General features: G+C 71.3%; 24 protein-coding genes. 13 read left to right on the plus strand and 11 right to left on the minus strand.

Annotated elements, in window-relative coordinates:
* Positions 1 to 64 precede the first annotated feature (64 nt).
* On the plus strand, positions 65 to 1,405 hold the full coding sequence (locus tag VIP82_RS20195; protein WP_331911937.1) for a carbohydrate ABC transporter permease: 1,341 nt from the start codon (positions 65 to 67) through the stop codon (positions 1,403 to 1,405).
* Complete coding sequence (locus VIP82_RS20200; protein WP_331911939.1) at positions 1,405 to 2,382, plus strand: carbohydrate ABC transporter permease; 978 nt, start codon at positions 1,405 to 1,407, stop codon at positions 2,380 to 2,382. The genes VIP82_RS20195 and VIP82_RS20200 overlap by 1 nt, the downstream gene beginning before the upstream one ends.
* Positions 2,383 to 2,461: 79 nt before the next feature.
* Here VIP82_RS20200 and VIP82_RS20205 read toward each other — a convergent pair whose 3' ends face one another.
* Both VIP82_RS20205 and VIP82_RS20210 read right to left on the minus strand, forming a co-directional pair.
* Positions 2,462 to 3,136, minus strand: coding sequence for a DUF305 domain-containing protein (locus VIP82_RS20205; protein WP_331911941.1), 675 nt, complete (start codon positions 3,134 to 3,136; stop codon positions 2,462 to 2,464).
* 7 nt (positions 3,137 to 3,143) lie between these two features.
* Positions 3,144 to 3,848 (minus strand): thioredoxin-like domain-containing protein, encoded by a 705-nt coding sequence (locus tag VIP82_RS20210; protein WP_331911943.1) that lies wholly within the window; start codon positions 3,846 to 3,848, stop codon positions 3,144 to 3,146.
* A gap of 360 nt (positions 3,849 to 4,208) precedes the next feature.
* Between VIP82_RS20210 and VIP82_RS20215 the strand changes: the two genes are divergently transcribed.
* The gene (locus VIP82_RS20215) at positions 4,209 to 5,582 is read left to right on the plus strand and encodes a multidrug effflux MFS transporter (protein ID WP_331911945.1); all 1,374 of its coding nucleotides are present in this window, start codon (positions 4,209 to 4,211) and stop codon (positions 5,580 to 5,582) included.
* Between the two features lie 7 nt (positions 5,583 to 5,589).
* On the opposite strand, the gene VIP82_RS20220 is transcribed toward VIP82_RS20215, so the two are convergent.
* The gene (locus tag VIP82_RS20220) at positions 5,590 to 6,090 is read right to left on the minus strand and encodes a nitroreductase family deazaflavin-dependent oxidoreductase (protein ID WP_331911947.1); all 501 of its coding nucleotides are present in this window, start codon (positions 6,088 to 6,090) and stop codon (positions 5,590 to 5,592) included.
* A gap of 132 nt (positions 6,091 to 6,222) precedes the next feature.
* On the opposite strand from VIP82_RS20220, the gene VIP82_RS20225 reads away from it, so the two are divergent.
* The 3 genes from VIP82_RS20225 (at position 6,223) to VIP82_RS20235 (ending at position 9,717) form a co-directional block, all read left to right on the plus strand.
* Positions 6,223 to 6,879 carry a phosphatase PAP2 family protein gene (locus tag VIP82_RS20225; RefSeq protein WP_331911949.1) on the plus strand — a complete coding sequence of 219 codons (657 nt, stop codon included), beginning with the start codon at positions 6,223 to 6,225 and terminating at the stop codon, positions 6,877 to 6,879.
* Positions 6,880 to 6,892: 13 nt separating this feature from the next.
* Positions 6,893 to 8,959, plus strand: coding sequence for a helicase HerA-like domain-containing protein (locus VIP82_RS20230; protein ID WP_331911951.1), 2,067 nt, complete (start codon positions 6,893 to 6,895; stop codon positions 8,957 to 8,959).
* A 101-nt stretch (positions 8,960 to 9,060) separates the two neighbouring features.
* Positions 9,061 to 9,717 (plus strand): DUF305 domain-containing protein, encoded by a 657-nt coding sequence (locus tag VIP82_RS20235; RefSeq protein WP_331911953.1) that lies wholly within the window; start codon positions 9,061 to 9,063, stop codon positions 9,715 to 9,717.
* Positions 9,718 to 9,819: 102 nt separating this feature from the next.
* On the opposite strand, the gene VIP82_RS20240 is transcribed toward VIP82_RS20235, so the two are convergent.
* A complete protein-coding gene (locus VIP82_RS20240) occupies positions 9,820 to 10,566 on the minus strand; it encodes an IclR family transcriptional regulator (protein ID WP_331911955.1) in 747 nt (248 codons plus the stop codon).
* On the minus strand, positions 10,563 to 12,002 hold the full coding sequence (locus VIP82_RS20245; RefSeq protein WP_331911957.1) for an APC family permease: 1,440 nt from the start codon (positions 12,000 to 12,002) through the stop codon (positions 10,563 to 10,565). The genes VIP82_RS20240 and VIP82_RS20245 overlap by 4 nt, the downstream gene beginning before the upstream one ends.
* A 252-nt stretch (positions 12,003 to 12,254) precedes the next feature.
* Here VIP82_RS20245 and VIP82_RS20250 point away from each other — a divergent pair, with 252 nt between their 5' ends.
* The 7 genes from VIP82_RS20250 to VIP82_RS20280 all read left to right on the plus strand — a co-directional run bounded on the left by VIP82_RS20250 (position 12,255) and on the right by VIP82_RS20280 (position 19,979).
* Entirely contained in the window at positions 12,255 to 13,100 is an 846-nt protein-coding gene (locus VIP82_RS20250) for a hypothetical protein (RefSeq protein ID WP_331911959.1), read from the plus strand.
* A gap of 17 nt (positions 13,101 to 13,117) precedes the next feature.
* Complete coding sequence (locus VIP82_RS20255) at positions 13,118 to 15,043, plus strand: copper amine oxidase (protein ID WP_331911961.1); 1,926 nt, start codon at positions 13,118 to 13,120, stop codon at positions 15,041 to 15,043.
* 100 nt (positions 15,044 to 15,143) lie between these two features.
* The gene (locus VIP82_RS20260) at positions 15,144 to 15,827 is read left to right on the plus strand and encodes a DUF305 domain-containing protein (protein ID WP_331911963.1); all 684 of its coding nucleotides are present in this window, start codon (positions 15,144 to 15,146) and stop codon (positions 15,825 to 15,827) included.
* Positions 15,824 to 16,381, plus strand: coding sequence for a signal peptidase I (lepB, locus tag VIP82_RS20265; RefSeq protein WP_331911965.1), 558 nt, complete (start codon positions 15,824 to 15,826; stop codon positions 16,379 to 16,381). The genes VIP82_RS20260 and lepB overlap by 4 nt, the downstream gene beginning before the upstream one ends.
* Positions 16,382 to 16,499: 118 nt before the next feature.
* Positions 16,500 to 19,031, plus strand: a complete 2,532-nt coding sequence (locus VIP82_RS20270; RefSeq protein ID WP_331911967.1) for an FdhF/YdeP family oxidoreductase — start codon at positions 16,500 to 16,502, stop codon at positions 19,029 to 19,031.
* Between the two features lie 28 nt (positions 19,032 to 19,059).
* The gene (locus VIP82_RS20275) at positions 19,060 to 19,539 is read left to right on the plus strand and encodes a MogA/MoaB family molybdenum cofactor biosynthesis protein (RefSeq protein WP_331911969.1); all 480 of its coding nucleotides are present in this window, start codon (positions 19,060 to 19,062) and stop codon (positions 19,537 to 19,539) included.
* Positions 19,539 to 19,979, plus strand: coding sequence for a molybdenum cofactor biosynthesis protein MoaE (locus tag VIP82_RS20280; protein ID WP_331911971.1), 441 nt, complete (start codon positions 19,539 to 19,541; stop codon positions 19,977 to 19,979). Before VIP82_RS20275 ends, VIP82_RS20280 begins: the two co-directional genes overlap by 1 nt.
* Before the next feature lie 37 nt (positions 19,980 to 20,016).
* On the opposite strand, the gene VIP82_RS20285 is transcribed toward VIP82_RS20280, so the two are convergent.
* The 6 genes from VIP82_RS20285 to VIP82_RS20310 form a co-directional block, all read right to left on the minus strand.
* Positions 20,017 to 20,250 (minus strand): MoaD/ThiS family protein, encoded by a 234-nt coding sequence (locus VIP82_RS20285; RefSeq protein ID WP_331911973.1) that lies wholly within the window; start codon positions 20,248 to 20,250, stop codon positions 20,017 to 20,019.
* Positions 20,250 to 20,525, minus strand: a complete 276-nt coding sequence (locus VIP82_RS20290; RefSeq protein ID WP_331911975.1) for a DUF6457 domain-containing protein — start codon at positions 20,523 to 20,525, stop codon at positions 20,250 to 20,252. Before VIP82_RS20290 ends, VIP82_RS20285 begins: the two co-directional genes overlap by 1 nt.
* Positions 20,522 to 21,169 (minus strand): molybdenum cofactor guanylyltransferase, encoded by a 648-nt coding sequence (gene mobA / locus VIP82_RS20295; RefSeq protein ID WP_331911977.1) that lies wholly within the window; start codon positions 21,167 to 21,169, stop codon positions 20,522 to 20,524. The genes VIP82_RS20290 and mobA overlap by 4 nt, the downstream gene beginning before the upstream one ends.
* Entirely contained in the window at positions 21,169 to 21,663 is a 495-nt protein-coding gene (moaC, locus tag VIP82_RS20300; RefSeq protein ID WP_331911979.1) for a cyclic pyranopterin monophosphate synthase MoaC, read from the minus strand. Before moaC ends, mobA begins: the two co-directional genes overlap by 1 nt.
* Complete coding sequence (locus VIP82_RS20305; protein ID WP_331911981.1) at positions 21,660 to 22,892, minus strand: molybdopterin molybdotransferase MoeA; 1,233 nt, start codon at positions 22,890 to 22,892, stop codon at positions 21,660 to 21,662. Before VIP82_RS20305 ends, moaC begins: the two co-directional genes overlap by 4 nt.
* Positions 22,889 to 23,268: rhodanese-like domain-containing protein (locus VIP82_RS20310; protein WP_331911983.1), on the minus strand; the 380-nt coding region annotated here is incomplete at its 5' end. The genes VIP82_RS20305 and VIP82_RS20310, both read right to left, overlap by 4 nt.

Below are 23,268 nucleotides of genomic sequence, written 5' to 3' on the forward strand. Positions count from 1 at the left end.
TTCGGGCGGCGGACCCGGCACCGGGGTGACGTCATCCGTCGGCGTCGACGGGGGAAGGCAGAACATGTCTCAGACCACATCAGCGACGGAGCAGGCGGAAGCAGCGCCGCCGCCCGAGCGTGGCGGTAAGAAGCCGCCGTCGCGGACTACCACGCGGCTCGTCGTCACGATCGGCTTCATCCTGATCGCGGCGCTCCTGATCTTCCTCTTCCTCAGCCCGCCGGCACCCGACGCCCGGCCGACCTCGCTGGGGTTCTCGTTCAACTCGTTCTTCCAGTGGATCGGCAACCTGGGTCCACTCGTCCAGATTCCCATCGTCCTGCTGGTCTTCGGCGTGGTGGTCGCAGTTCTGCTGGTGCTCATCGAGTACGCGCCCCGCCAGGGCACGGGCTATTTCTGGCTGCGACTGGTCTCGTGCTTCGTGATCCCGCTGCTGGCGTTCATGATGCTGCGGCCGTATCAGAACGCCGTCATCTACGTGATCCCCATCGCGCTCATCGCGGGCGGACTGCTCTTCTACGCCGACTACCGCGCCCGCGAAGGCGCGGGGTATCTGTACCAGCTGACGCTGTTCCTGGCACCTGCGGCGATCCTGATCCTGATCGGCCTCATCTACCCGTCGATCGCGACGATCATCCAATCGTTCTTCGACAAGACCGGCGAGAACTTCGTCGGCATGGAGAACTACGTGTGGGCGTTCACGAACCCGCAGGGGTTCTGGTCGATCATCAACACGCTGATCTGGGCGATCTTCGCACCCATCTTCGCGACGATCGTCGGGCTGGCCTACGCCGCCTTCATGGAGCGCGCGCGCGGTGACCGCATCCTCAAGATCCTGGTGTTCATCCCCTTCGCCATCGCCCCGGTCAGCATCAGCCTCATCTGGAAGTTCGTCTACGACTACCGGCAGGGGGAGCAGATCGGAATTCTCAACGCGATCGTGGTCGCCTTCGGCGGAGAGCCGGTGAGGTGGCTGGACGTCTGGCCGCTCGTGAACACGTTCTGCCTGCTGTTCGCCTTCGTCTGGGCGCAGACCGGTTTCGCGATGGTGGTCCTGTCGGCCGCCATCAAGGCGGTGCCGGCCGAGCAGATGGAGGCCGCACAGCTCGACGGCACCAACGCGTGGCAGCGGTTCACCAACGTCACCGTGCCGGGAATCCGCACCGCGATCGTCATCGTCCTCACGACGATCACCATCTCCGCCCTCAAGCTGTACGACATCGTGGCGGTGATGACCGGCGGCCGGTCCAACTCGACGGTGCTGGGCTTCGAGATGGTGAACCAGCAGCAGCGTTTCCAGAGCTACGGGCATGCGGCAGCACTCGCGGTGCTGATCTTCGTGTTCGTCACCCCGCTGATCATCTACAACGTCAGACAGCTCCGCCGGCAGAGGGAGGTGCGGTGATGACCGCCGTCGACTCCAAGACGACCCCGCAACCCGACAGGGCGGCCGCGCGCAAGATCGCGCGCGAGACTCGTCGCAACGAGGCGCAGGCCCAGAAGCGCATGACGTCGCCCGTGGCGACGGTGATCGCCATCGCGATCGCCTTCCTGTGGACGATCCCGACGCTCGGGCTGCTCATCACGTCGTTCCGTCCAGGGGCGGATTCAGCGTCCTCCGGGTGGTGGACGGTGTTCACCAACCCCGACTTCACCCTCGGGAACTACCAGGCCGCCCTCACCTCCGGCGGCACGGCGCTCACGCTCGGCGAGTCGTTCCTGAACTCGCTCGCGATCACGATCCCTGTGACGATCTTCGCCCTCGCAATCGCGTCGCTGGCCGCCTATGCGTTCGCGTGGATGGACTTCAGGGGACGCGGCGTGCTGTTCGTGGCGGTCTTCGCGCTGCAGATCGTGCCCATCCAGATGGCGCTGGTGCCGCTGCTGAGCCTGTTCTCGCGTGGGCTCGAAATCGGCGACGTCGCGGTCTTCCCCGGCCTCGAGATGCGGGAGGTCGATCACAGCTTCGCGACGATGTGGATCGCGCACGTCATCTTCGCCCTGCCGCTGGCGATCTTCCTGCTGTACAACTTCATCGCCGAGATCCCTTCCGACGTGATTGAGGCGGCGCGGGTGGACGGGGCTGGCCACGGCCAGATCTTCTTCCGCATCATCCTGCCGCTGGCGACCCCGGCGCTCGCGTCGTTCGCCATCCTCGAGTTCGTGTGGGTGTGGAACGACCTGCTGGTGGCGACGATCTTCGCGCCGTCGTCCTCGCTGCCCATGACGCAGACACTGAACTCCCTGTCCGGGTCGTGGGGCGATCAGTGGTTCCTGATCTCGGCCGGTGCGTTCCTTGTGCTGGCGGTGCCGCTCATCGTGTTCCTCTCCCTGCAGAGGTTCTTCGTGCGCGGCCTCATGGCGGGCGCGACGAAGGGCTGACACGCCGGAGAACGGATGCCGCGGGCGGGCGTGTGACGTCGGCCCGCGGCATCCGTCTGTCCAGCGGGCGGCGTCGGCGTCAGCCGCTGCAGCCGAGGCGCGTCTGGATCGACTGCATCGCATCGATCTCGGAGGTCTGACCGCTCTTGATGGCGCCGGCGACCTCGAGCGCGCGAGGGTCGGTGCCGAGCTCGAGGAGCGCGTCCGCCATGGGGATCGCGCCCTCGTGGTGACGGATCATGAGCTGCAGGAACAGGCAGTCCGCCTCCTGCCCGGTGGCGGCCTGCAGGGCGGCGATCTCGTCTGCGGAGGCCATCCCCATGGCTTCGTGCGCCTCGTCCTCGGTCATCGCCGCGCCAGAGGCGCCGCCGTGCTCGTGGCCGTCGGCCGCAGCATCCATCCACTGCATCATCGGGCCGCCACGCTGGGGGAGGCCCCACTGCACGAGCCAGTCGTACATCTGACCCCGCTGGCCGGCCTGCCCGGTGGCGATGTCGTAGGCGAGGATGCGCAGCTCGTCGTCCTCGGTCTTGCCGTAGATCTCCATCGCCATCTCGATCGCCTGTGCGTGGTGCACCTGCATGTCGCGGGAGAATCCGGCCTCCGGCGAGCTCGTGCCAGGAGTCGTCGCGGCGGCCTGAGAGCCGAACGTCGAGAACCTTCCGACCGCGAAGCCCAGCGCCGCGATGAGCACCAGAGCGACGCCGATGACGAGCCATCGCCGGGTCGCCCCGGTCGACGCCTCGTCCGACACGCGGCGCCTACTTCTTACCCGGCGCGTCGAACGCGCCGGTGCAGGCCGCGCCCGGCTCGGGAGCGTTCGTGCTGTTCCAGTACGTCTTGATGAACTCCTCGATGCGCTCGTCGTCGGCGGAGTCGACCTTGAGCTGGGCGTTCCATGCGCTGAGGGCGATCGGGGTGTCCATGTCGTTGTACGGCGAGAGGACTGTGTACGTCGACGGGAGCGCGTCCTCGAGCTGGGCGATCTCCTCGTCCGACACCTGCGCGGGGTCGTAGGTGACCCAGACCGCGCCGTGCTCGAGAGAGTGGACGGCGTTCACATTGGGCACGGGCTCGGTGTAGACGCCGCAGTTCAACCACGCGACGTTGTGGTCGCCGCCCGCCGGGGGAGTCTGGGCGTACTCGACATCGCCCTCGACGTGGTTCGCCGTGTTCGTGAAGGTCTCGACGCCCTCGATGCCGCTGCCGTCGCTGTCGCCGCGCGCGTACGACGGCGCCGGGACGGGCGCGAACACGATGGAGGCGACGATCGCAGCCACGACCAGCACGGCGGCGGCGGAGCCGACGATCCACCACACCAGCTTGCTGCGACGGCGCTTGGCGAGCTGCTTCTGATACTCGGCGAGCTTCTCCTGGCGCTTCTGCTCGCGCTGCTGCTTGACGGTGAGGTCGATCTTCGCCTGCGTGGCCGGGTTGCCGCTCGTGCGCTTGTCGGTCGGGGTCATGCTCGTGATCTCTGCCAATCGATGAACAGGGGTCTGGGCGCCCGGCGCATGCCGCGGGACGGCGGATGACGGGTTGCCCACAATCCTATGCGAGCGCATGTGTCCGGTCCTGGGAAGGCGCCGACAGCAGTCGTCGGCACTCCCGGGTCGCGCGTGCGGCCGGGTGGAGGCATCCGTTATCATGGGAACTCGAATCGATTCGACCCTGCGGTCGAAACGTGGATCCCGGTGCCGATCGGCAGCGCCGGATGATCCGCTTCCCCTCGATCCGTCTCCCGCGCCCGCACCGCCTCGCCGCGATGTCGACGCCGTTCCCCCTACGCCGCCGTCGAATCTCCCGCCACGAAACGAAGCCCACTGTTGCTCGACACCGCATCGCTCCCCGTCCAGAAGCCCCAGACACCCGCTGAACGCCAGCACGAGCCTCAGCCTCTGCCGCATCCGCACCCGACGTCCACCGGTGCGATCCGCACGCTCGGGAGCAACCCGGCCACGGCGCCGATCGTGCTGCACCCCGGCGACTCGATCCCGCATCGTCGCCGCGTCCTCTACATCGTGCTGCTCGGCGCCCTGACGGCGCTCGGCCCGTTCACGATCGATCTGTACCTGCCGGCGTTCCCGGTGCTCGAGGCCGACTTCGACACCACGGCCGCCATGATCCAGCTCACCCTCACGGGCACGATGATCGGGTTCGCGCTGGGGCAGCTGATCGTCGGTCCGCTGAGCGACAAGGTGGGTCGCCGGGTGCCGCTGCTGTCCGTCACGGCCCTCCACGTAATCGCGAGCGTCGCCGCTGCGCTCGCCCCCACCCTCGAGCTGCTTTCGGTGGCGCGGGTGTTCCAGGGCGCAGGAGCCGCGGCGGGCGGCGTCGTGGCCGCAGCGATCGTGCGCGACCTGTTCGGCGGTCGTCGCCTCGTCGTCATGCTGTCGCGCCTCGCGCTCGTCTCGGGTGTCGCGCCGGTGCTCGCTCCGCTCGTCGGCTCGGCGCTCTTGGCCGTCATGCCGTGGCGCGGCGTCTTCGTCGTCCTCGCCGTGTACGGGGCGATCATGCTCGTCTCGGCGATGGTGTTCCTGCCCGAGACGCTGCCGCCGGCGCGCCGCCACGAGCGCGGCTCGACCACCGTGTGGCAGCGCTACCGGAGCGTCTTCAGCGACCGGGTGTTCATCGGCGTGCTCATCATCGGCGGCATGACGTTCTCGGGCCTGTTCTCGTACCTCTCGAGCTCGTCGTTCCTCTTCCAGCTCAGCTACGGCTTGAGCGCCCAGGAATACGGCCTGATGTTCGCCGTCAACTCGTTCGGCGTCGTGGTCGGTGTACAGACTGCGTCGCGCCTGGCGGCCCGTTTCGGCCCGCAGTGGGTCATGGCGTGGTCGACCGCGGTGCTCGTGGTGGCGGCCGCGGCCATCATCGTCACCGACCAGATGGGCCTCGGGCTCTGGGGGACGATCGTGCCCCTCTTCGTCTTCATGACCGGGTGCGGTTTCACGTTCCCGTGCGTGCAGGTGCTAGCGCTCGACCGTCACGGCAAGGCGGCGGGCACGGCGCAGTCGATCATCGGCGCGACGAACTTCGGCGTCGCCGGGATCATCTCGCCCCTCGTCGGGTGGATCGCGAAGGATGCGGGCATCACGGCCACGACCATGGCCTCTGTCATGGTCGGCTGCGCCGTGGTCGGCCTGCTGTCGCTGTGGCTCGTGGTGCGTCCGCGCACGGTCGAGCGGCTGGCTCCCTGATTCCGGCTCAGTCCGCTTGCGCGACCGGCTGCAGGCGGAAGAGGCGCACGGTGCGACCGGACTCGCGCTCGTAGTTGCGGTAGCCGGGCCACTGGGTCTCGATGCGCGCCCACACGGCGTCGCGTTCGGTGTCCGGCACCGGGGTCGCGCGGACGCGCATACGCCGCCCGCGGACGGTGATCGCGGCATCCGGATGCGCCAGCAGGTTCGCCGTCCATGCCGGGTGGCGGGCGCCGGCGAAGTTCGTGCCCGCGACGATCGCGCGCCCCTGACCGTCGGGCGTGTACATCAGCGCCGCGTCGCGGGGCTCGCCCGACTTCGCTCCGATCGTGTGCAGCACGAGCGACGGCACCAGCAGCGCACTCACCTGCACCCGCCCGTGTGAGATCCACGCGACGAAGCGCTCGACCGGCGGCAGCAGCAGTGGCCCCAGCACGCGCCGGAACAGCCGGGTGCGGGTGAGAGGCGCGACGATGGCACGGACGATGTCGACGGCCTTTGCTGGCATGGTCCCCATCCTGCCCGACGCCGACGGCGCCGTCACGGTCGGTGTGGCCCGGTGCGGCGGGAGGTTGTCAAGGGGTGCGCGGAAAAAGCCCGGATGAGGTGGATCGGGCGGCTTGCCAGGCAGAATGGGGCGATGACCACGACAGAGCGGCGGGTGGCGGTGCCCGTCGTCGCCTACCTGATCGCCGGGTCGGGGCTGGTGGTGCTGTCGTGCCTGCTCGGCTGGTGGATCTTCTCACGCGGAGAGGAGCCGTTCGCCGTCGACACCGCGTGGAACGCACTCGTCGCCGAGTGGTGGACCCCCTTCCTCACCGGCTTCTCGCACCTCATGGACTTCGTCGGCGGCGGCTGGTTCAGCGTGCTCGTGGTGCCGATCGGCGGGGCCATCGCGCTCATCGTGCTTCGGCGCCCCTGGGCAGCCGCGTACTTCCTGGCTGCCGAGGCGGTGTCGGCCGCCGGGGTGCAGGTGCTCAAGCACACCTTCGGGCGGGTGCGTCCGGAAGACATCCTCGTCCTGTCGGACTACGGCTCATACCCGTCGGGGCATGTGGCCAACGCGGCCACGATCGCGGTGGCGGCTGTCGTGATCTTCCCGCGGCTGTGGGTCGGCATCGTGGGGGCCGTGTGGGTGCTGCTGATGGCGTTCAGCCGCACTTACCTGCACGCGCACTGGCTGAGCGACACGCTCGGCGGCGCCATGATCGGTGCAGGGACGGCACTGCTGGTGGCGGGCGTCTTCGCGCTGCCGATGGCCCGGGAGGGAGCGGATGCCGCGGCGAAACGCCCGTGACTAGGCTGAGCGCATGACCGCGCCCGACTCGCCCGCGCCCGATTCCACCGCGACCGATCCGGCCATTCTCGCCGCCGAGGCTGAGCTCGCCCGGCTGCGCGCTGAGGCCGATGCGGCGGAGGCGCAGCTCAAGGCCGCACAGGCCAGGGCCGCGCTCGCGGCCGCCGAGGCCGCCGCCGCGAAGGCCAAGGCGACCGGCGCCCCCGACCGCGTGTCGGCGCAGCCGATTCCCGTCGTTCAGGATGCGGCTGCAGTCACGGATTCGGCAGGCCCCAGCAACGCCGGGGAGACATCCGGCGGCACGACCCAGGGGCCCGCGCGAGCGCCCAGCTCGCCTCCGGCGACGCAGGAACAAAATCCCCAACCGACCATCTCGGCAACGCAAGCAACCCCGACAGAACCCGACCAGCCGACCATCCCCCGAACGCAATCCGGCCCTCTCACTCAACAAGACATCGAGAAGATCACCACCGGGTATGTGTTCGACGAGACCACCCTCGATCTCGGCGCCCTGCTCAACGGCGACCCGGTGCCGTCGGCGCAGATCCGCATCCCGCTCGGCATGATGAATCGCCACGGGCTCGTCGCGGGAGCGACGGGAACCGGCAAGACCCGCACGCTGCAGGGGCTCGCCGAGCAGCTTGCGGCGAAGGGCGTGCCGGTGTTCGCGGCCGACATCAAGGGCGATCTGTCGGGCGTCGCGACGCCGGGCGAGCCGAGCGAGAAGCTGCTCGCGCGCACCCAGGCGATCGGGCAGGAATGGAAGCCCGAGGCGTCCGCCACCGAGTACTTCGCGCTGGGCGGCATCGGCAAGGGCGTCCCGGTGCGGGCGACGGTGTCGGGATTCGGGCCGCTGCTGTTGAGCAAGGTGCTCGGCCTTAACGACACGCAGGAGTCGAGCCTCGGCCTCGTGTTCCACTACGCCGATGCCAACGGACTCGCCCTCGTCGACCTGTCGGACCTGCGCGCCGTTCTCAGCCACCTCACCGGCGACGAGGGCAAGGCAGAGCTCAAGGAGCTCGGCGGGCTGTCGGCGGCGACGGCGGGCGTGATCCTGCGGGAGCTGATCACGTTCGCGGATGCAGGGGCCGACGTCTTCTTCGGCGAGCCCGAGTTCGACGTCGCCGACTTCATCCGCACCGCATCCGACGGGCGCGGCATCATCAGCCTGCTGGAGGTGCCGGGGGTGATCGACAAGCCGGCGCTGTTCTCGACGTTCCTGATGTACCTGCTCGCCGAGCTGTTCGAGATCCTCCCCGAGGTGGGCGACGCCGACAAGCCGAAGCTGGTCTTCTTCTTCGACGAGGCGCACCTGCTGTTCAAGGATGCGTCGAAGGACTTCCTCGCCGCGATCGTGCAGACCGTGCGGCTCATCCGGTCGAAGGGGGTCGGCGTGTTCTTCGTCACGCAGACGCCGAAGGACGTTCCCTCCGACGTGCTGGCGCAGCTGGGCTCGCGTGTGCAGCATGCACTGCGCGCGTTCACGCCCGACGATGCCAGGGCACTGCGCGCGACCGTGGGCACCTACCCGAAGTCCGGCTACGACCTCGAGCGCGTGCTGCAGGAGCTCGGCACCGGTGAGGCCATCGTCACCGTGATGAGCGAGAAGGGCGCCCCGACCCCGGTCGCGTGGACCCGGCTGCGCGCCCCCCAGGGCCTCATGTCCCCGACGCCCGACCCCGCCATCGAGGCCGCGGTGAAGGCGTCGCCGCTGCTCGCGAAGTACGGCACGGAGATCGACCGCGAGTCGGCGCGCGAGATCCTCACCGCGAAGATGAAGGCCGCCGACGACGCCGCCGCCGCGGAGGAAGCGGCCCTCGCGAAGGCCAGGGCCGATGCGGAGTACGCGAAGCAGAAGGCCGCCATCGACAAGCAGCAGGCCGCCGCCGACAAGGCGAGCGCCGCCGCCGAGAAGAAGGCGCAGCAGGAGTACGAGCGGCTGCTCAAGAAGACGGCGGGGACGACCCGCACGTCGCGGTCCGCCCAGAAGTCGCCGCTGGACCAGATCCTGAACTCCAAGTCGACGCAGACTATTCTCGGGGGAGTGATCCGCGGGATCTTCGGCACCGGCAGGCGCTGAGGCATCCCGACCCCGCCGGCGCACGTTCCCGAGCTCGCGCCGCGCTGCGCGCAGCGCTGCGACGCCCGCGGGCGGATCCCTCCGACCCGGAAGGCCCCCGCGTGCGCCGCAGAGCTGTCGCCATCGTCGCGCTGACGCTCGCCGTGGCGACCGCCGCGGCGGGGATCGCGCTCGCCGTCGCCGCGACGACGGCCGGCACCGACGCGCCGTCCGGGGCGTCGCCGGGCAGGAACGCCACGCCCTCGGCATCCGCTTCGCCCTCGATCCCCGTGACGGCCGACGACTACTGCTACGTCGAGGCGATGATCTACTACCGCGTCAAGGAGCAGGAGCTCGCACAGACGCTGCTGCGCAAGGAGGGCCTCGACGCCGGGGCGAGCGGCTTCGCCACCGGGATCGCCGCTCGAGACGAGGACGAGCTCGACGACCTGCGCGAGTGGTACGTCTCGTGGGTCGACGCGCGTCCGGCCGAGCCCCCCGCCGACGGACCCTGCGGCGGCCACGGCGCCGATCACGCGCAGATGCCGGGCATGCCGGCCTGGAGCACTCTGCAGGGCTTCGTCGACGCCCAGCACCCCGACGCCGAGCGCCGGTTCGCCGAGATCCTGCGCGACCAGAACACCGGCATGGTGGCGCTGGTCACCCTGATCCTCGACGGCGACCCGCATCCGGCCGTAGCGGACTCGGCGCAGCGGGTGCTCGAGCAGGCCGCCTCGGATGCCGCGATCATCGACGGGATCCTCGAGCAGGGGCCCTGACAGTACGCGATCGCGGATGCCGGGTGCCGCGTGGACGGCATCCGTCGGCTCCCGAGCCCGACGTCGCCGCAGTCTTCTCCGAGGGGGGCTGCGGCGCTGCGGTCACCAGTCGCTGAGCGCGCCGATCGGAGCGAGCGCACGCGCCGCGTCGCGCAGCGCGCCGACGTGGCGTGCGGCGACCGAGAGGCGCGAGATCGCGGTCGACAGAGTCACCGCTCCGACCGGACGGGCGGCCTCGTCGTGGATCGGAACGGCGAGGCAGCCGCGGTCGCTGCTGAGCAACGCGACCTGCTCGGTGTAGCCGCGGACCGCATATGCCTCGTGGATGGCGCGGACGTCTCCGGACGCCGGGTCGACCCGCCAGCTCGGCGCCTGCTGCAGACGGCGGTCGGGATGGGCGACCAGCCAGAGGTGTCCGATCGCCGATCGCGTGGGGTCCGCCAGCAGCGCATCGGGGTCCGACAGCGGCTGGGCGGCGTCCTCGTCGAGCACCAGGAGCCCGGAGCGGTGGAAGGCGAACAGGTGCACCGCCTCGCCGGTGTCGCTGCGGAGGCGGTCCACGACCGCGGCGTGAGCCGGCCGCGTGCGGGCGCCCACGATCGCGGCGAGCTCGAGCACGCGCGTGCCGAGCAGGAACCCGGAGAAGTCCGGTCGCCGCACCAGGTACTCGTCCCGGACGAGGGAGTTGACCACGCGGTACACCGTCGCCCGCGGGGCGCCGACGGCGCGGGCGATCTCGGCCGCCGAGGCGCCGCGGTCGTCGCGCGCGACCTGCTCCAGGATCTCCAGCGCGAGGCCGAGGCCCTTCTCCGGAAGCCGGGTGTCGCCCGCGAGACCCGCGCCGCTCACGTCCGGGCCGGCCCTTCGATGCAGTCCGAGTCGATCGGCCAGTCGTGCACGCCGATCCGCGCGGCCACGCGCGGGTGGCGTGCGAGTCGCAGCGAGCCGGCGCCGACGACGACGGCGAGGATCCCGGCCGCCCACAGCAGCCCACCGGGATTGTCGCGCAGCGTCGCGGCGAGATAGAAGCCGAGTACGCACAGGAGGCCCGCGAGGGGGAGTGCGCTGATGGCAACGGCGCGCACCGTGAGCTCACCGATCCGCGCGAGGAAGACCGGCGCCGCCGCGCACACCAGCGCGTAGGCCAGCACGAAGCCGATGATCGACGCGGGCGAGGTGACGATCCGCATGTCCTGCCGGCCGCCGCCGACCGCGAGGATCGTGACCGGCACCGCCGTCACCACCGCCGTGAGCAGCACGCCGGCGACCGCGGGCACGCCGCGGCGCGAGACCCGGCCGAACACCATCGGCAGCAGGCCCTCGCGGCTCATCGCGAACCCGAGCCGCGTCGCCGCGTTCGTCATCGCCAGGGCGCACGCGAGGAACGAGATCGCCACGATGACGTCGATGAGGCCGGAGAGGCTCGTCACTGCGGCGAGGGATGCCGCGCCCGGCCGCTCGGCCACGATGGACAGCTGCGCGGCCGTCCCGACCAGCATGACCAGGCCCGTCGCCCCCACACTCACCATCACGGCGCGCGGCACGGCCGCGAACGGACGGCGCGTCTCCGGCCCGAGGGCGGCGCCGCTCTCGAATCCGACGAAGCCGATGAGGGCGAAGGCGACGCCCGTGATGATCGCCTCGAGCGAGAAGTCCGAGGGGCGGGGGACGAGCAGGCCCAGATCCCACCGGGTGAGGCTGAGGGCGACGATCGAGAGGACCAGCACCGTCACCACCGCAATCGACTCGAGCACCAGGAGCATGCGGGTCGACATCCGCAGTCCGCGGGCGACCACCAGGGCGATGATGCCGCCGAACACGGTGATGAGGACGACCACCAGCCACGGGGGAGCGGTTCCGCCGCTGAGGAGGTTCGCGAGGCGCTGGGAGCCCGACGCCAGCGTGTTCATCGCGACGGCGAGGTAGCCGATGCCCAGGGCCGCGCCGGTCACGAGGCCGACGTGGGAGCCGAGGCCGCGCGCCGCGAACGTGTACAGCGAGCCGGTGCTCGCGATGCGGCGGGCGAACATGCCGATCACCAGGCCCACGCCCACGACGAGGGTGATCGTGATCGCGATGTCGAGGAACGCGAACGATCCGCTGCGCGCGTAGGCGGCGGCGGGGTGGATCAGCAGGACGCCGGCCGGCGCGGTGGCCGCCACGGACTGCGCGACGACGTCGATCGTGTGGGCGTGGCGACGGCGCAGGCCCGCGAAGGGCGAGCTGGACCCGAGGTCGTTCCTCGGCCGCGCCTGCTCGATCGCGTCCGCGAGTGCAGTGCTCACGCGTCCTCCTCGGTGCCCGGCGCTCTCCGCGGTGCGGCTGGCCGTGACGCTACCGGGCGCGCGTTGCCGAAAACGGCGGCCCATGTTTCGGCCGCGTGACACGACGTGGGATCAGCGGGCCGGAATCGGCCGGCGTCGTCTCACCAGGATTTCGCTCGGCGTTCGCGACCCCATACGGCGGGGAAACGGCGCGGGCGAAGAATCGGCCCCGACGCGGGTGCGAGCCGCGTCACCGCCCTCGAAAGGAATCCTGTGACCGAACAACAGCTCTCTCCCGAGGGGGATTCGCCGCCCCCCTCGCGACAGCGGCCGACGCTCCGCGGCCGACTGCTCACACCGCGCGCCCTCGGCATCGGCTCCGCGGTCGCCGCGGCCGCCGCCGCCGTCGCGCTGGTCTTCGCGACGCAGACCGCCGTCCAGGCGACCTCGTCGCCCGAGACCACGGCATCCACACCCATCGCCGCCGACAGCACGGACGAGGACGCCCCCGAGAAGGCCGAGGAGGTCGCCAAGCCCGCGACGGTCGCGGCCGCCTACGACGCGCTCTCGGGAGCCGAAGTCGAGTACGTGCGCTTCGTGGGCGCACAGGACGCGGCGTTCGCGGCAGGCCAGGACGTGTTCGGCGAGCCGGGACTGCAGTTCCTCTCCACCGACGTGGCCGACCCGCAGGCGTACACCGACGGACAGCGCCGCCTGATCTCGCTGTACTACGACTACGCCACCAACGAGACGGTCAGCATGATCGTGAACGCGACGACCGGAGCGGTCGAGTCCGTGGACCGCGCCTCGGGCACGCAGCCCGCTCCGACGGATGCCGAGACCTCACTGGCGTGGGAGCTGCTGCTCGACTCCGACGCGGCGCAGCCCGTCGTCGACGAGTTCGCCGCGCTCACCGGCGGCTCGGTCCTGACCCCGGCATCCGCAGAGGTCCTGCTCACCGCCCACTCGTTCGTCACGGATGCCGGATCCTTCGGTGCCGAGTCGTGCGGCGTCGACCGGTGCGTGCAGCTGCTCGCCCAGGTCGACGGCGGCGCCTTCCTCACCACCAGCACCTACGTCGTCAACCTGTCGACGCGGGCCGTCCTGTCCATCTCATGACCATGGAGACCCTCCCGATGAAACGAAACCCCCTCCGCCGGCTGCTCGGCGCGGGCACCGCGATGGCGCTGCTAGCGGGTGGCCTCGTGCTGTCCGCACCGGCCGCAGCGTCCGCCCAGACGGTCACCGAGGCATCCTGCTCCGGCGACTCCCTCGTCTCGAAGACCCTCGAGTCCGGTTCCAGCTGGCAGATGTGCTGGCGCCTCGACACCTACCGCGGGCTCGTCCTCGACAAGATCGCCTACCAGCCGCGCGACGACGCGGCGCCGATCCTCGTGCTCGACTCGATCGCGCTCGCCCAGCTCAACGTGCCGTACGACACCGGCGCCACCGAGTACAACGACGTGACCACCTACCAGGTCGGCGGGCGCCGCCTGCAGGCCATCGCGGAGGTCGACTGCCCGGTCGGCGAGGTGCACAGCGCCTGGGTGGATGCGACCCGCGGCGAGATCCCCGCCATCTGCATCGGCGAGGAGGACTCGGGACTCGCCTACCGCTCGAACATCACCAACGATGCGCTGTACGCCGCGCAGGGCACCGACCTCGTGCTGCACAGCGTGTCGCGCATCGGCTGGTACGAGTACCAGACCGAGTACCGGTTCCACGACGACGGCGAGATCTCGGTCCGCCTCGGCGCCACCGGCGACCTCTCGCCCAACGACTACGTCGACGTCGTGAACCAGGGGTGGCCGATCGCCCCGGGCCAGGAGGACTTCGCGGTCAACCACTACCACTCGGCGTTCTGGCGCGTGGACTTCGGCATCGACTCCGGCGCCTCCCAGCAGGTCGAGAAGTTCGCGACCACGCCGACCGGCGAGTACGGCACCACGGGCGACACCGGCCACACTGCGATCCTCGAGACGCAGCTCACGCAGATCACGAACGAGACCAAGACGATGGGCTCGAACCGCGAGGCGTACCGGGTCGTGAACCCCGAGAGCATCAACGCCGACGGGCACGCCCGCTCGTACGAGATCATCGTGCCGCGCGACCAGGCGTACAACCTCAACCCCGAGACCGACTACGACATCGCGTTCACGTCGGCCAAGTCGGACGAGATCCACGCCAGCCACAACCTCATCCCGTCGAAGGCGGGGCAGATGGTCACCGACTACATCTCCGACGGCGAGCCGCTCGCAGACCCGGTGGCGTGGGTGAACGTCGGCTTCCACCACATCAACCGTGACGAGGACCAGAGCCCCATGCCGATCCACTGGCAGGGCTTCACCCTCTACCCGCGTGATTTCGCGGCGCAGAACCCGAACATCCCCGAGGGCCGCAAGTGGGTCAACGGCGACATGCGCGGGGTGCCGAACCCGAACATCACACCGACGCCGACCGCGTCGCCGACGCCCACCCCGACGGCGGAGCCCACCACGGAGCCCACGCCGACGCCCACCGAGTCCGGAAACGGCAACGGAAACGGAAACGGAAACGGAAACGGGAATGGCAACGGGAACGGGAACGGCAACGGGAACGGCAACGGCAACGGCAACGGGGGCTCGACGGCGCCCGCAGCCGCGCCGGTGACCTTCGGCAGCGCCGAGGTCGCGCCCGGTGCCGCGCAGTCGGCGACCGCAAGCGGGTTCACCCCCGGTGAGACCGTGAGCGCCGTGCTGCACTCCGACCCCGTCGACGTCGGCACGTTCGTCGCCGACAGCGAGGGAGTCGTCAGCGTCCAGTTCGTCGTCCCATCCGACACGCCCGCCGGCGAGCACTCGCTGGTCCTCACCGGGCAGACCTCGTCGGCCGTCGCCCAGGGATCGTTCACGGTGGCGTCCGCGTCGCCCGCGGCGATCTTCGGCGCACTCGCGACGACCGGGACCGACGCGAACAACTGGGCGCTGTCGGGCCTCCTGCTCCTGGTGGCAGGAGCCGGACTCGCGGCCACGTCGTGGCACCTGCGCCGTCAGCAGGCGGCCAAGGGACAGGCCGCGGCCTGATCCCCACCCGCGGGGCGGCGCGCCGGTCGCGTCGCCCCGCGGGAACCCTGTGTCGCGGAAGTCTCCGCCCGCGGCATCCGGAGCTGAAAGGACCTCCCTCATGCGCAGTCGTATCGCCGCCCTCGGCGTCGTGCTGGCCCTGTCGACCGCGACCGTGGCGGCGGGGGCCGTGGGGCTGAGTCTGACGACGAGTGCGGAGTCCGCGCCGCAGGCCGCCTCCGCGGGTGCGAGGACGGATGCCGCCACCACCGCCTATCCGACGGTGGCGGACCACTGCTACATCGAGGGCATGATCCCGCACCACGAACAGGCGCTCGAGCTCAGCAGCCTCGTGCTGGGCGCCACCGGGGTCCGCGAGCGCACGCGCGCGCTCGCCGAGTTCATCGTGGCCGACCAGGCCGCCGAGATCGAGACGATGCGGGCCTGGCAGAATGCGTGGCGCGGCGCGATCCCCGCCGGCGGTTCGAGCGGTGGGCACGAGGGTCACGGCGGCGCGCAGCCCGCCGGAGCCGTGCCGACCGGATGCGGCGATCACCCGCACACGCAGATGAAGGGCATGGCGAGCGCCGAGCAGCTCGCTGCGCTCGACACGGCCGAGGGCGACGCCGCCGACCGGATGTTCCTCGACCTGACGATCGCCCATCACGAGGGCGCGCTCGCGATGGCCGAGAGCGCGGTCCGCGAGGGATCCAATGCGTACGTGCGCTCGTCCGGCAAGCACGTGCTCGTCGAGCAGCAGCGCGAGATCGCGGCGATGACGGCGCTCCTCGCCGAGGCGCCGTGACGATCGTCGCCGGCTCGGCCGTGGTCCGCCCATCGCTCGGCGCCCGGCGACGGGTGCTCGTCTGGCTCGCAGCGCTTCTGATCCCCACGGGCGCAGCCCTCTCGCTCACCGCGGCCTTCGGTGTCGCGACGGTCCGCAACGACTCGATGAACCCGACGCTGCACAGCGGCGACACGGTGCTGTTCGACCGGTGGAGCCCGCCCGGGCGCGGCGACGTCGTGCTCCTCGTCGACCGCGAAGGATGGTCGGGTACCCAGGGCGCGCTCCTCGTGAAGCGGGTCGTCGGCGTCGCGGGCGACGTCGTGGTGTGCTGCGAGGCGGGAACCGGCCGGCTGCTCCTCAACGGCGCGCCGATCGAGGAGGCCTATGCCGGTGCGGTGCGGCCGGGTGGCGACATCCCGTTCCGTGTCGCCGTGCCCGAAGGTGCCGTCTGGGTCATGGGCGACAACCGGGCCGCATCGGCCGACTCCCGCGAGTCGGTGTCGGCGCCGGGACGTGGGGCCGTGGCACGCGACGACCTACGCGGTACCGCGCGTGCGTGGTGGGGCGGCTGAGCGCGCCGGACGACGCGCACGGACGGATGCCCGCGGTCGCCGCGTCCGTCATGCAAAGGCGTACTGCTCATGCGTCGTGAGGCGCCCTCGACGGTCTCGCGAGGCATAGCCTGGAGGTATGGCGACGAAGCCCCCGAGAGCCGACATCGACGAGACCCGCGTGCACGTGTCACGGCCCAAGAAGGTCGCCGTCGGCGTGCCCGCGATACTGCACGCGCTCGAGATAGCGAACGAGCAGATGGGTGTGGCGCGGTCCGTGCAGACGCTGCTGCGCGTCAACCAGAAGGACGGGTTCGACTGCCCCGGCTGCGCCTGGCCCGAGGAGGACAAGCGGCACATCGCGGAGTTCTGCGAGAACGGCGCCAAGGCGGTCGCCGAGGAGGCGACGCTGCGCCGTGTCGGCCCGGAATTCTTCGCCGCGCACTCGCTCGACGAGCTGCGCGGCCACGACGACTGGTGGCTCGGACAGCAGGGGCGGCTGACCCACCCGATGGTGCTCGAGGAGGGTGCGACGCACTACCGGCCCATCTCGTGGGACGACGCGCTGGCCTTGGTCGCCGATGAGCTGCGGGCGCTGGACGATCCCGACGAGGCCGTCTTCTACACGTCGGGCCGCACCTCGAACGAAGCGGCGTTCCTGTATCAGCTGCTGGTGCGGGGCCTGGGCACGAACAACCTGCCCGACTGCTCCAACATGTGCCACGAGTCCTCCGGCTCGGCGCTGACCGAGACGATCGGCATCGGCAAGGGCACCGTCTCGATCGACGACATCCACGAGGCCGACCTGCTCATCGTCGCCGGGCAGAACCCCGGCACGAACCACCCCCGAATGCTCTCCGCGCTCGAGAAGGCGAAGCAGCGCGGTGCGACGATCATCGCGGTGAACCCGCTGCCCGAAGCCGGACTGCTGCGCTTCGAGAACCCGCAGACGGTCCGGGGCGTCGCGTTCGGCGGCACGAAGCTCGCCGACCAGTTCCTGCAGATCCGCCTGGGCGGCGATCAGGCGCTGTTCCAGGCCATCGGCAAGCACCTTCTCGAGGCGGAGCAGACCGACGGAGGTGTGCTCGACCACGAGTTCCTCGCCGCGCACACCAGCGGCTTCGATGCCTACCGTCAGGCGATGGCGGATGCCTCGTGGCGCGACCTGGTCACCGCCACGGGCCTTCCCGAGAAGTCGCTGCGGCGGGTCGCCGAGACCGTACGCACGTCGAAGGCGACGATCGTGTGCTGGGCGATGGGACTCACCCAGCACAAGCACTCGGTGCCGACGCTGCGCGACGTGGTCAATCTGCTGCTGCTGCAGGGCAACATCGGCCGTCCGGGCGCGGGCGTCTGCCCCGTGCGCGGGCACTCCAACGTGCAGGGCGACCGCACCGTGGGCATCTACGAGAAGCCGTCGACGGTGTTCCTCGACGCCCTCGACACCGAGTTCGCCTTCGCCGCCCCGCGCGAGCACGGCTTCGACACGGTCGGCGCGATCCGCGCGATGCGCGACGGCCGCGTGCGGTTCTTCATGAGCATGGGCGGCAACTTCGTCTCGGCGACCCCCGACACCGCGGTCGTCGAGGCCGGCATGTCGCGCGTCGGACTCACCGTGCACGTCTCCACGAAGCTCAACCGCTCGCACGTCGTCACGGGGCGCCGTGCCCTCATCCTGCCGACGCTCGGGCGCACCGACCGCGACCGCCGTGGCGGCCGCGAGCAGCGGGTCACCGTCGAGGACTCCATGGGAGCCGTCCACGCCTCCCGCGGCCGTCTGGCCCCGCCGTCCGAGGAGCTCCTCAGCGAGGTCGCGATCGTCGCCCGGCTGAGCGCGCTCGTCTTCGGGTCCGCGGGTGTCGGCGGAGCGGCCGGCCGACCGTCGTCGTCGCGAGATCAGGTGATATCGAGGGGGAAGGACGGTCCGGGCGGGACTCGTCCTGAGCCGGTGACATCACCTGAGCCGGTGACGGATGCCGCGGACGGCGCGACGCGGCATGACCGCGGGTATCCCGAGCGGTCACCGCGCGAGGAGGCTCGCACCGACGGTCCCGATCCGGCCGGGTTGCGGCATCCGTCCAATGTCCCGCACGCGGACTGGACGGCGCTCGAGGCGGACTACGCGCTCATCCGCGGCCACATCGCGCGCGTCATCCCCGGGTTCGACGACTACGAGGAGCGCATCGACAAGGGTCGCACGCTGCACCTTCCGAACGGGCCGCGCGATGCGCGCTCCTTCGCGACACCCGACGGCAGGGCACGGTTCACCGTGAACCCGCTGGAGTATCCGCGGATCCCGCGCGGACGCCTGCTGCTGCAGACGGTGCGCTCGCACGACCAGTACAACACCACGATCTACGGCAAGGACGACCGGTACCGCGGCATCCATGGCGGACGCCGCGTCGTGCTGGTGAACGCCAAGGACATCGTCGCGCTGGGCTTCGCCGAGAACGACATCGTCGACCTCGTGTCGGAGTGGAGGCGGCCGGACGGCACCATCGAGGAGCGACGGGCCGAGGAGTTCCGCATCGTCGCGTATCGCACGCCCCGCGGCAACGCCGCCGCGTACTACCCGGAGACCAACGTGCTGGTGCCCCTGGACTCCGTCGCCGACGTCTCGGGAACGCCGACGTCCAAATCGGTGGTGGTGCGGCTCGCACGCCGCACCTGAGAGCCCGGCGCGTGCCTAGGCTGGAGGCATGACCCGCGCCGCCGTCATCACCGTCTCCGATCGCTCCGCCGAGGGCGCCCGCCCCGACACCAGCGGGCCGATCGCGGTCTCGGCGCTGCGGGATGCGGGCTTCGACTGCGCCGACGCCGTCGTGGTGGCCGACGGTGCCGACAGCGTCGAGCGCGCGCTGACCGCCGAGGTCGTCGCCGGTGTGAAGCTGATCGTGACCACCGGCGGCACGGGGGTCTCGCCGCGAGACCAGACGCCCGAGGGCACCGCCCGCGTCGTGACCCGCCAGGTGCCGGGCATCGCCGAAGAGCTGCGGCGACGGGGTGCGGCCGAGAAGCCCGCCGGCATGCTGACGCGCGGGATCGCCGGCGTCGTCGACCCGCACGGCGCGCTCGTCGTCAACCTGCCCGGGTCGCCGGGCGGCGTGACGGACGGGATGCCGGTGGTGCTCTCGGTCGCCCGTCACCTGTTGGACCAGCTGGGGGGAGGAGACCACTGATGGCCGTGTCGACCGACGCCGTGCGCGTCGCCGCCATCAGCGGCGAGCCGCTCGATCTCGACGCGCACCTGCGGGCTGTCCACGATTCCCGCATGGGCGCCGTGACGACATTCGTCGGTCGCGTGCGCGATCATGATCCGGATGCCGCGACCGCCGTCGTCGCCCTCGAATACTCGGCGCACCCCGACGCCCAACCTGCGCTCGCCCGCCTGGCCGCCGCGGCGATCGGAGCCACCGGCGCGCTGGTGGCGGTGTCTCACCGCGTCGGCACGCTGCACGTCGGGGACGCCGCCGTCGTGATCGCGGTCGCGTCCGCACATCGCGCCGAGGCGTTCGCGGTGTGCCGCACGCTCATCGAGACGATCAAGACCGACCTGCCGGTCTGGAAGCGCCAGGTCGAATCCGACGGCACCGCCACCTGGCTCGGCCTCGGCGGCTGAGCCCGGCGGCCGAGGACCGCCGCAGCCCGGAAGGGGATCAGCCGCCGGCGAAGGGCGGCAGCACGTCGACCAGGTCGTCGCTGCCGAGAGGCGTGTCGTCGTCGACGCGTGCGCCCCCGACGAGCACGGCGCAGCGGGGGAGGATGCCGCCCAGCCCGGGGAACTCCTCGGACACGGCGCGGCGGAGCTCGCCCAGCGTCGCCTCGGTACGGCGCTCGGAGTCCCGGCCGGTCGCCTCCTGCGCGGCGGCGAAGTAGCGGACGACGGCCATCAGGCCTCGTGCTCCCAGTCGCCGGCGAGTGCGGTGATCGCGGCCACGGCGGACGCGATGTCGGCCGGAGAGCCGCCGTTGCGACCCGCCACGAGCCCCGCCACGAACGCGCTGAACGGCGCCGCCGGGCGCGCCACACCGACCGCGACGTCGCGTGCCAGATCGAGGATCAGCGACACCGGCACGTCTTCGGGTGCGAGACCGAACCGCTCGCGCAGCGCGGCGGCCCAGGCGTCGAGCGCCTCGGGGGGAAGGGTGCGGGACTGCTCGCTCATGGCGACTCCTCCAGGGTGGGGTGCGCGTGGTCGGCCCGCGCGCGGGCTTCGTTCAGATCCTCCCACGTGTCGATATCGCGGGTCAGGGCGTCGGGCGCCGCGATGACCGCGATCGCCAGATCCTCGACGAGCGTACGCATGGGTTGGTCGCGTCCTCCGTCGGGGAGAGCGGATGCGGCCTGCCGCAGCGCCCGCGTGCGGTAGACGGCCGTCAGCCACTGAGGTCGGCTCGACGCGTCGCCGAGGCAGAGACCCTCGGTGTCGGAGGGGAGCAGGGGCAGATCGTCCACCAGCCGTCGGACTGCCGCATCGACGCCGGGGAGGTCGCAGGCCAGCACCAGCGTCCACTCCGGGTCGTCCTCCGCCGGCCAGGATGCCAGCGCGGCGACCACGGCCGCGGCCGGGCCGCCGAACGGCGGATCCTCGCGCACCCATCCGACGGGGAGGCTCTCGTCGAGCACCGCTGCCACGACGGTGAGAGGCCGGGCGCCGGCATCCGTCGCCGCGCTCACCGCCGCCGACAGCAGCGTGCGCCCGCCCACCTCGAACAGCGGTTTGACGGCGCCGTCCACGCGGGTGCCCCGCCCGCCCGCGAGCAGGATCGCGCCCAGCCCGGCGGGAACGGCGGGTCGCGGGGCGGCCATCAGCTCTCGCCCGGGCGGTGCCAGTCGCCGCTCTTGCCGCCGGTCTTCGTGACGATGCGCACGCTCTCGATGGACGTGCCCTTGTCGAGTCCCTTCACCATGTCGACGACGGCGAGCCCCGCCACCGAGACGGCGGTCAGCGCCTCCATCTCGACGCCCGTCCGGTCGGCGGTGCGCACCGTCGCCTCGATCGCGACGCCATCGTCCTCGACTGCCAGGTCCACGGCAGCGCCGTGCACGCCGATGACGTGCGCGAGCGGCAGCAGCTCGGGGGTGCGCTTGGCGGCCTGGATGCCGGCGATGCGGGCGACCGCGAGCACATCGCCCTTCGGCACCGACCCGTCGCGCAGTGCGGCGACGACCTCGGGCGTGCAGCGCACGAAGGCGCGGGCTGTCGCGGAACGCACGGTCGGCTGCTTCAGCGTGACATCGACCATGCGCGCGTTCCCGGCATCGTCGAGGTGCGTGAAGGTCGGCGGTTCGGGCGTGCTCATGAGATCAGCATGACATCGACGACATCGCCCGCCGCCACCGCGTCGACCTCGGCGGGCACGACGGCATACGCCTCGGCCCGGCCGAGTCCGCCGGCGAGATGGGATCCGCCGCTCGTCGCCGGGACCGCGAGCCAGGCCGCCGGGTGGGAGCGGTCGATCGTAACGGGCAGGTACTGGCGCCGCGCCGGCGGCGTGCGCCAGCCGGCTCCGGCCTGCAGCGCGATGACGGGTCGGTCGATGCTCCGGCGACCCTGAAGGCGCAGCAGCGCCGGTCGCACGAACACCTCGAACGAGACCGCCGCGCTGACCGGGTTGCCCGGCAGCCCGAACAGCAGGGTGCCGGCGCCGAGACGGCCGAAGCCCTGCGGCTTGCCGGGCTGCATCGCCACCTTCGAGAAGACCATGGTCTCGGCGAGCGTGGTCTTGACCACCTCGTAGGCACCCGCGCTGACGCCGCCGGAGAAGATCACGACGTCCGCGCGATCCGGCGACCGCGGGTTCGTCACCTCGGTGAGCAGGGCGTCGAGGGCCCCGCTCTCGTCGGGAACGCTCGCCCGGCGCACCACATCCGCGCCCGCCTCCGTCGCGAGTGCGGCGAGCAGGACGCTGTTCGACTCAGGGATCTGTCCGCGTCGCAGGGGGGATCCCGGCTCGACGAGCTCGCTCCCCGTGGAGATCACGGCTACGCGTGGACGCCGCGCGACCACGATCTCGGCGACGCCGGCCGCGGCCGCGGCGGCGACCTGCAGGGGGCCGAGCAGTTCACCGGCGGGGAGTACTTCGTCGCCGGCGCGCGCGTCCTCACCGGCGCGACGGATGTGGGCGCCCACGGCACGCGGGGCCTTCTGCACCGAGATCGAACCCAGGGAGTCGGCGAGCCCGCCGGTGGTGTTTTCGAACGGGACGATCGTGTCGGCAGCGACCGGGACGGCCGACCCGGTCATGATGCGCGCAGCCTGGCCCGGAGCGAGTGCCGGGTCGGCGTCGGTGCCGGCGGGCAGGTCGGCGACGACGCGGAGCGTCGCCGGCGCGACGGCCACGTCCTCGAAGCGAACCGCGAACCCGTCCATCGCCGAGTTGTCGAACACCGGGATGTCGACCGCGGCCCGCACCGGTTCACGCAGCGTGCGGCCGTGTGAGGCGGCGATCGCGACGCGCTCGGTCTCCAGCGGATCGGCGGCGGCAAGCACGTCGGCGAGGTGCTCCTCGACGGTGCGCAAGCCGCTCACGCGCGCACCGCCGCGCCGGCCGCGTCGCGGTTCCACGCGTCCATGCCGCCGGCGAGGACGGACGCCTCGATCCCTGCGGCACGCAGAGCCGCCGCCGCGCGCTGCGCGCGCATGCCGACCTGGCACACCACGATCACACGGGGAGCCTCCACTCGCCGCGGCTCGGCGAGCACGTCGCCGAGCGGCAGCAGCATCGAGCCCGGGATGACGCCGCGCGCGGTCTCGAACGGCTCGCGCACGTCCAGGAGCACGGCCCCCGCGCGCTGGGCGGCGAGCGCCTCTGCCGGAGTCAGCTGGGAGATCGGTGCGGGGCGGGTGGGCTCAGCCGCAGCCTGCGAGCCGGCGCTCGCCCCCGCGGCGCCGGTCGCGACGTCTG

The sequence above is a fragment of the Microbacterium sp. genome (genome assembly GCF_036566905.1).
Classification (GTDB): Bacteria; Actinomycetota; Actinomycetes; order Actinomycetales; family Microbacteriaceae; genus Microbacterium.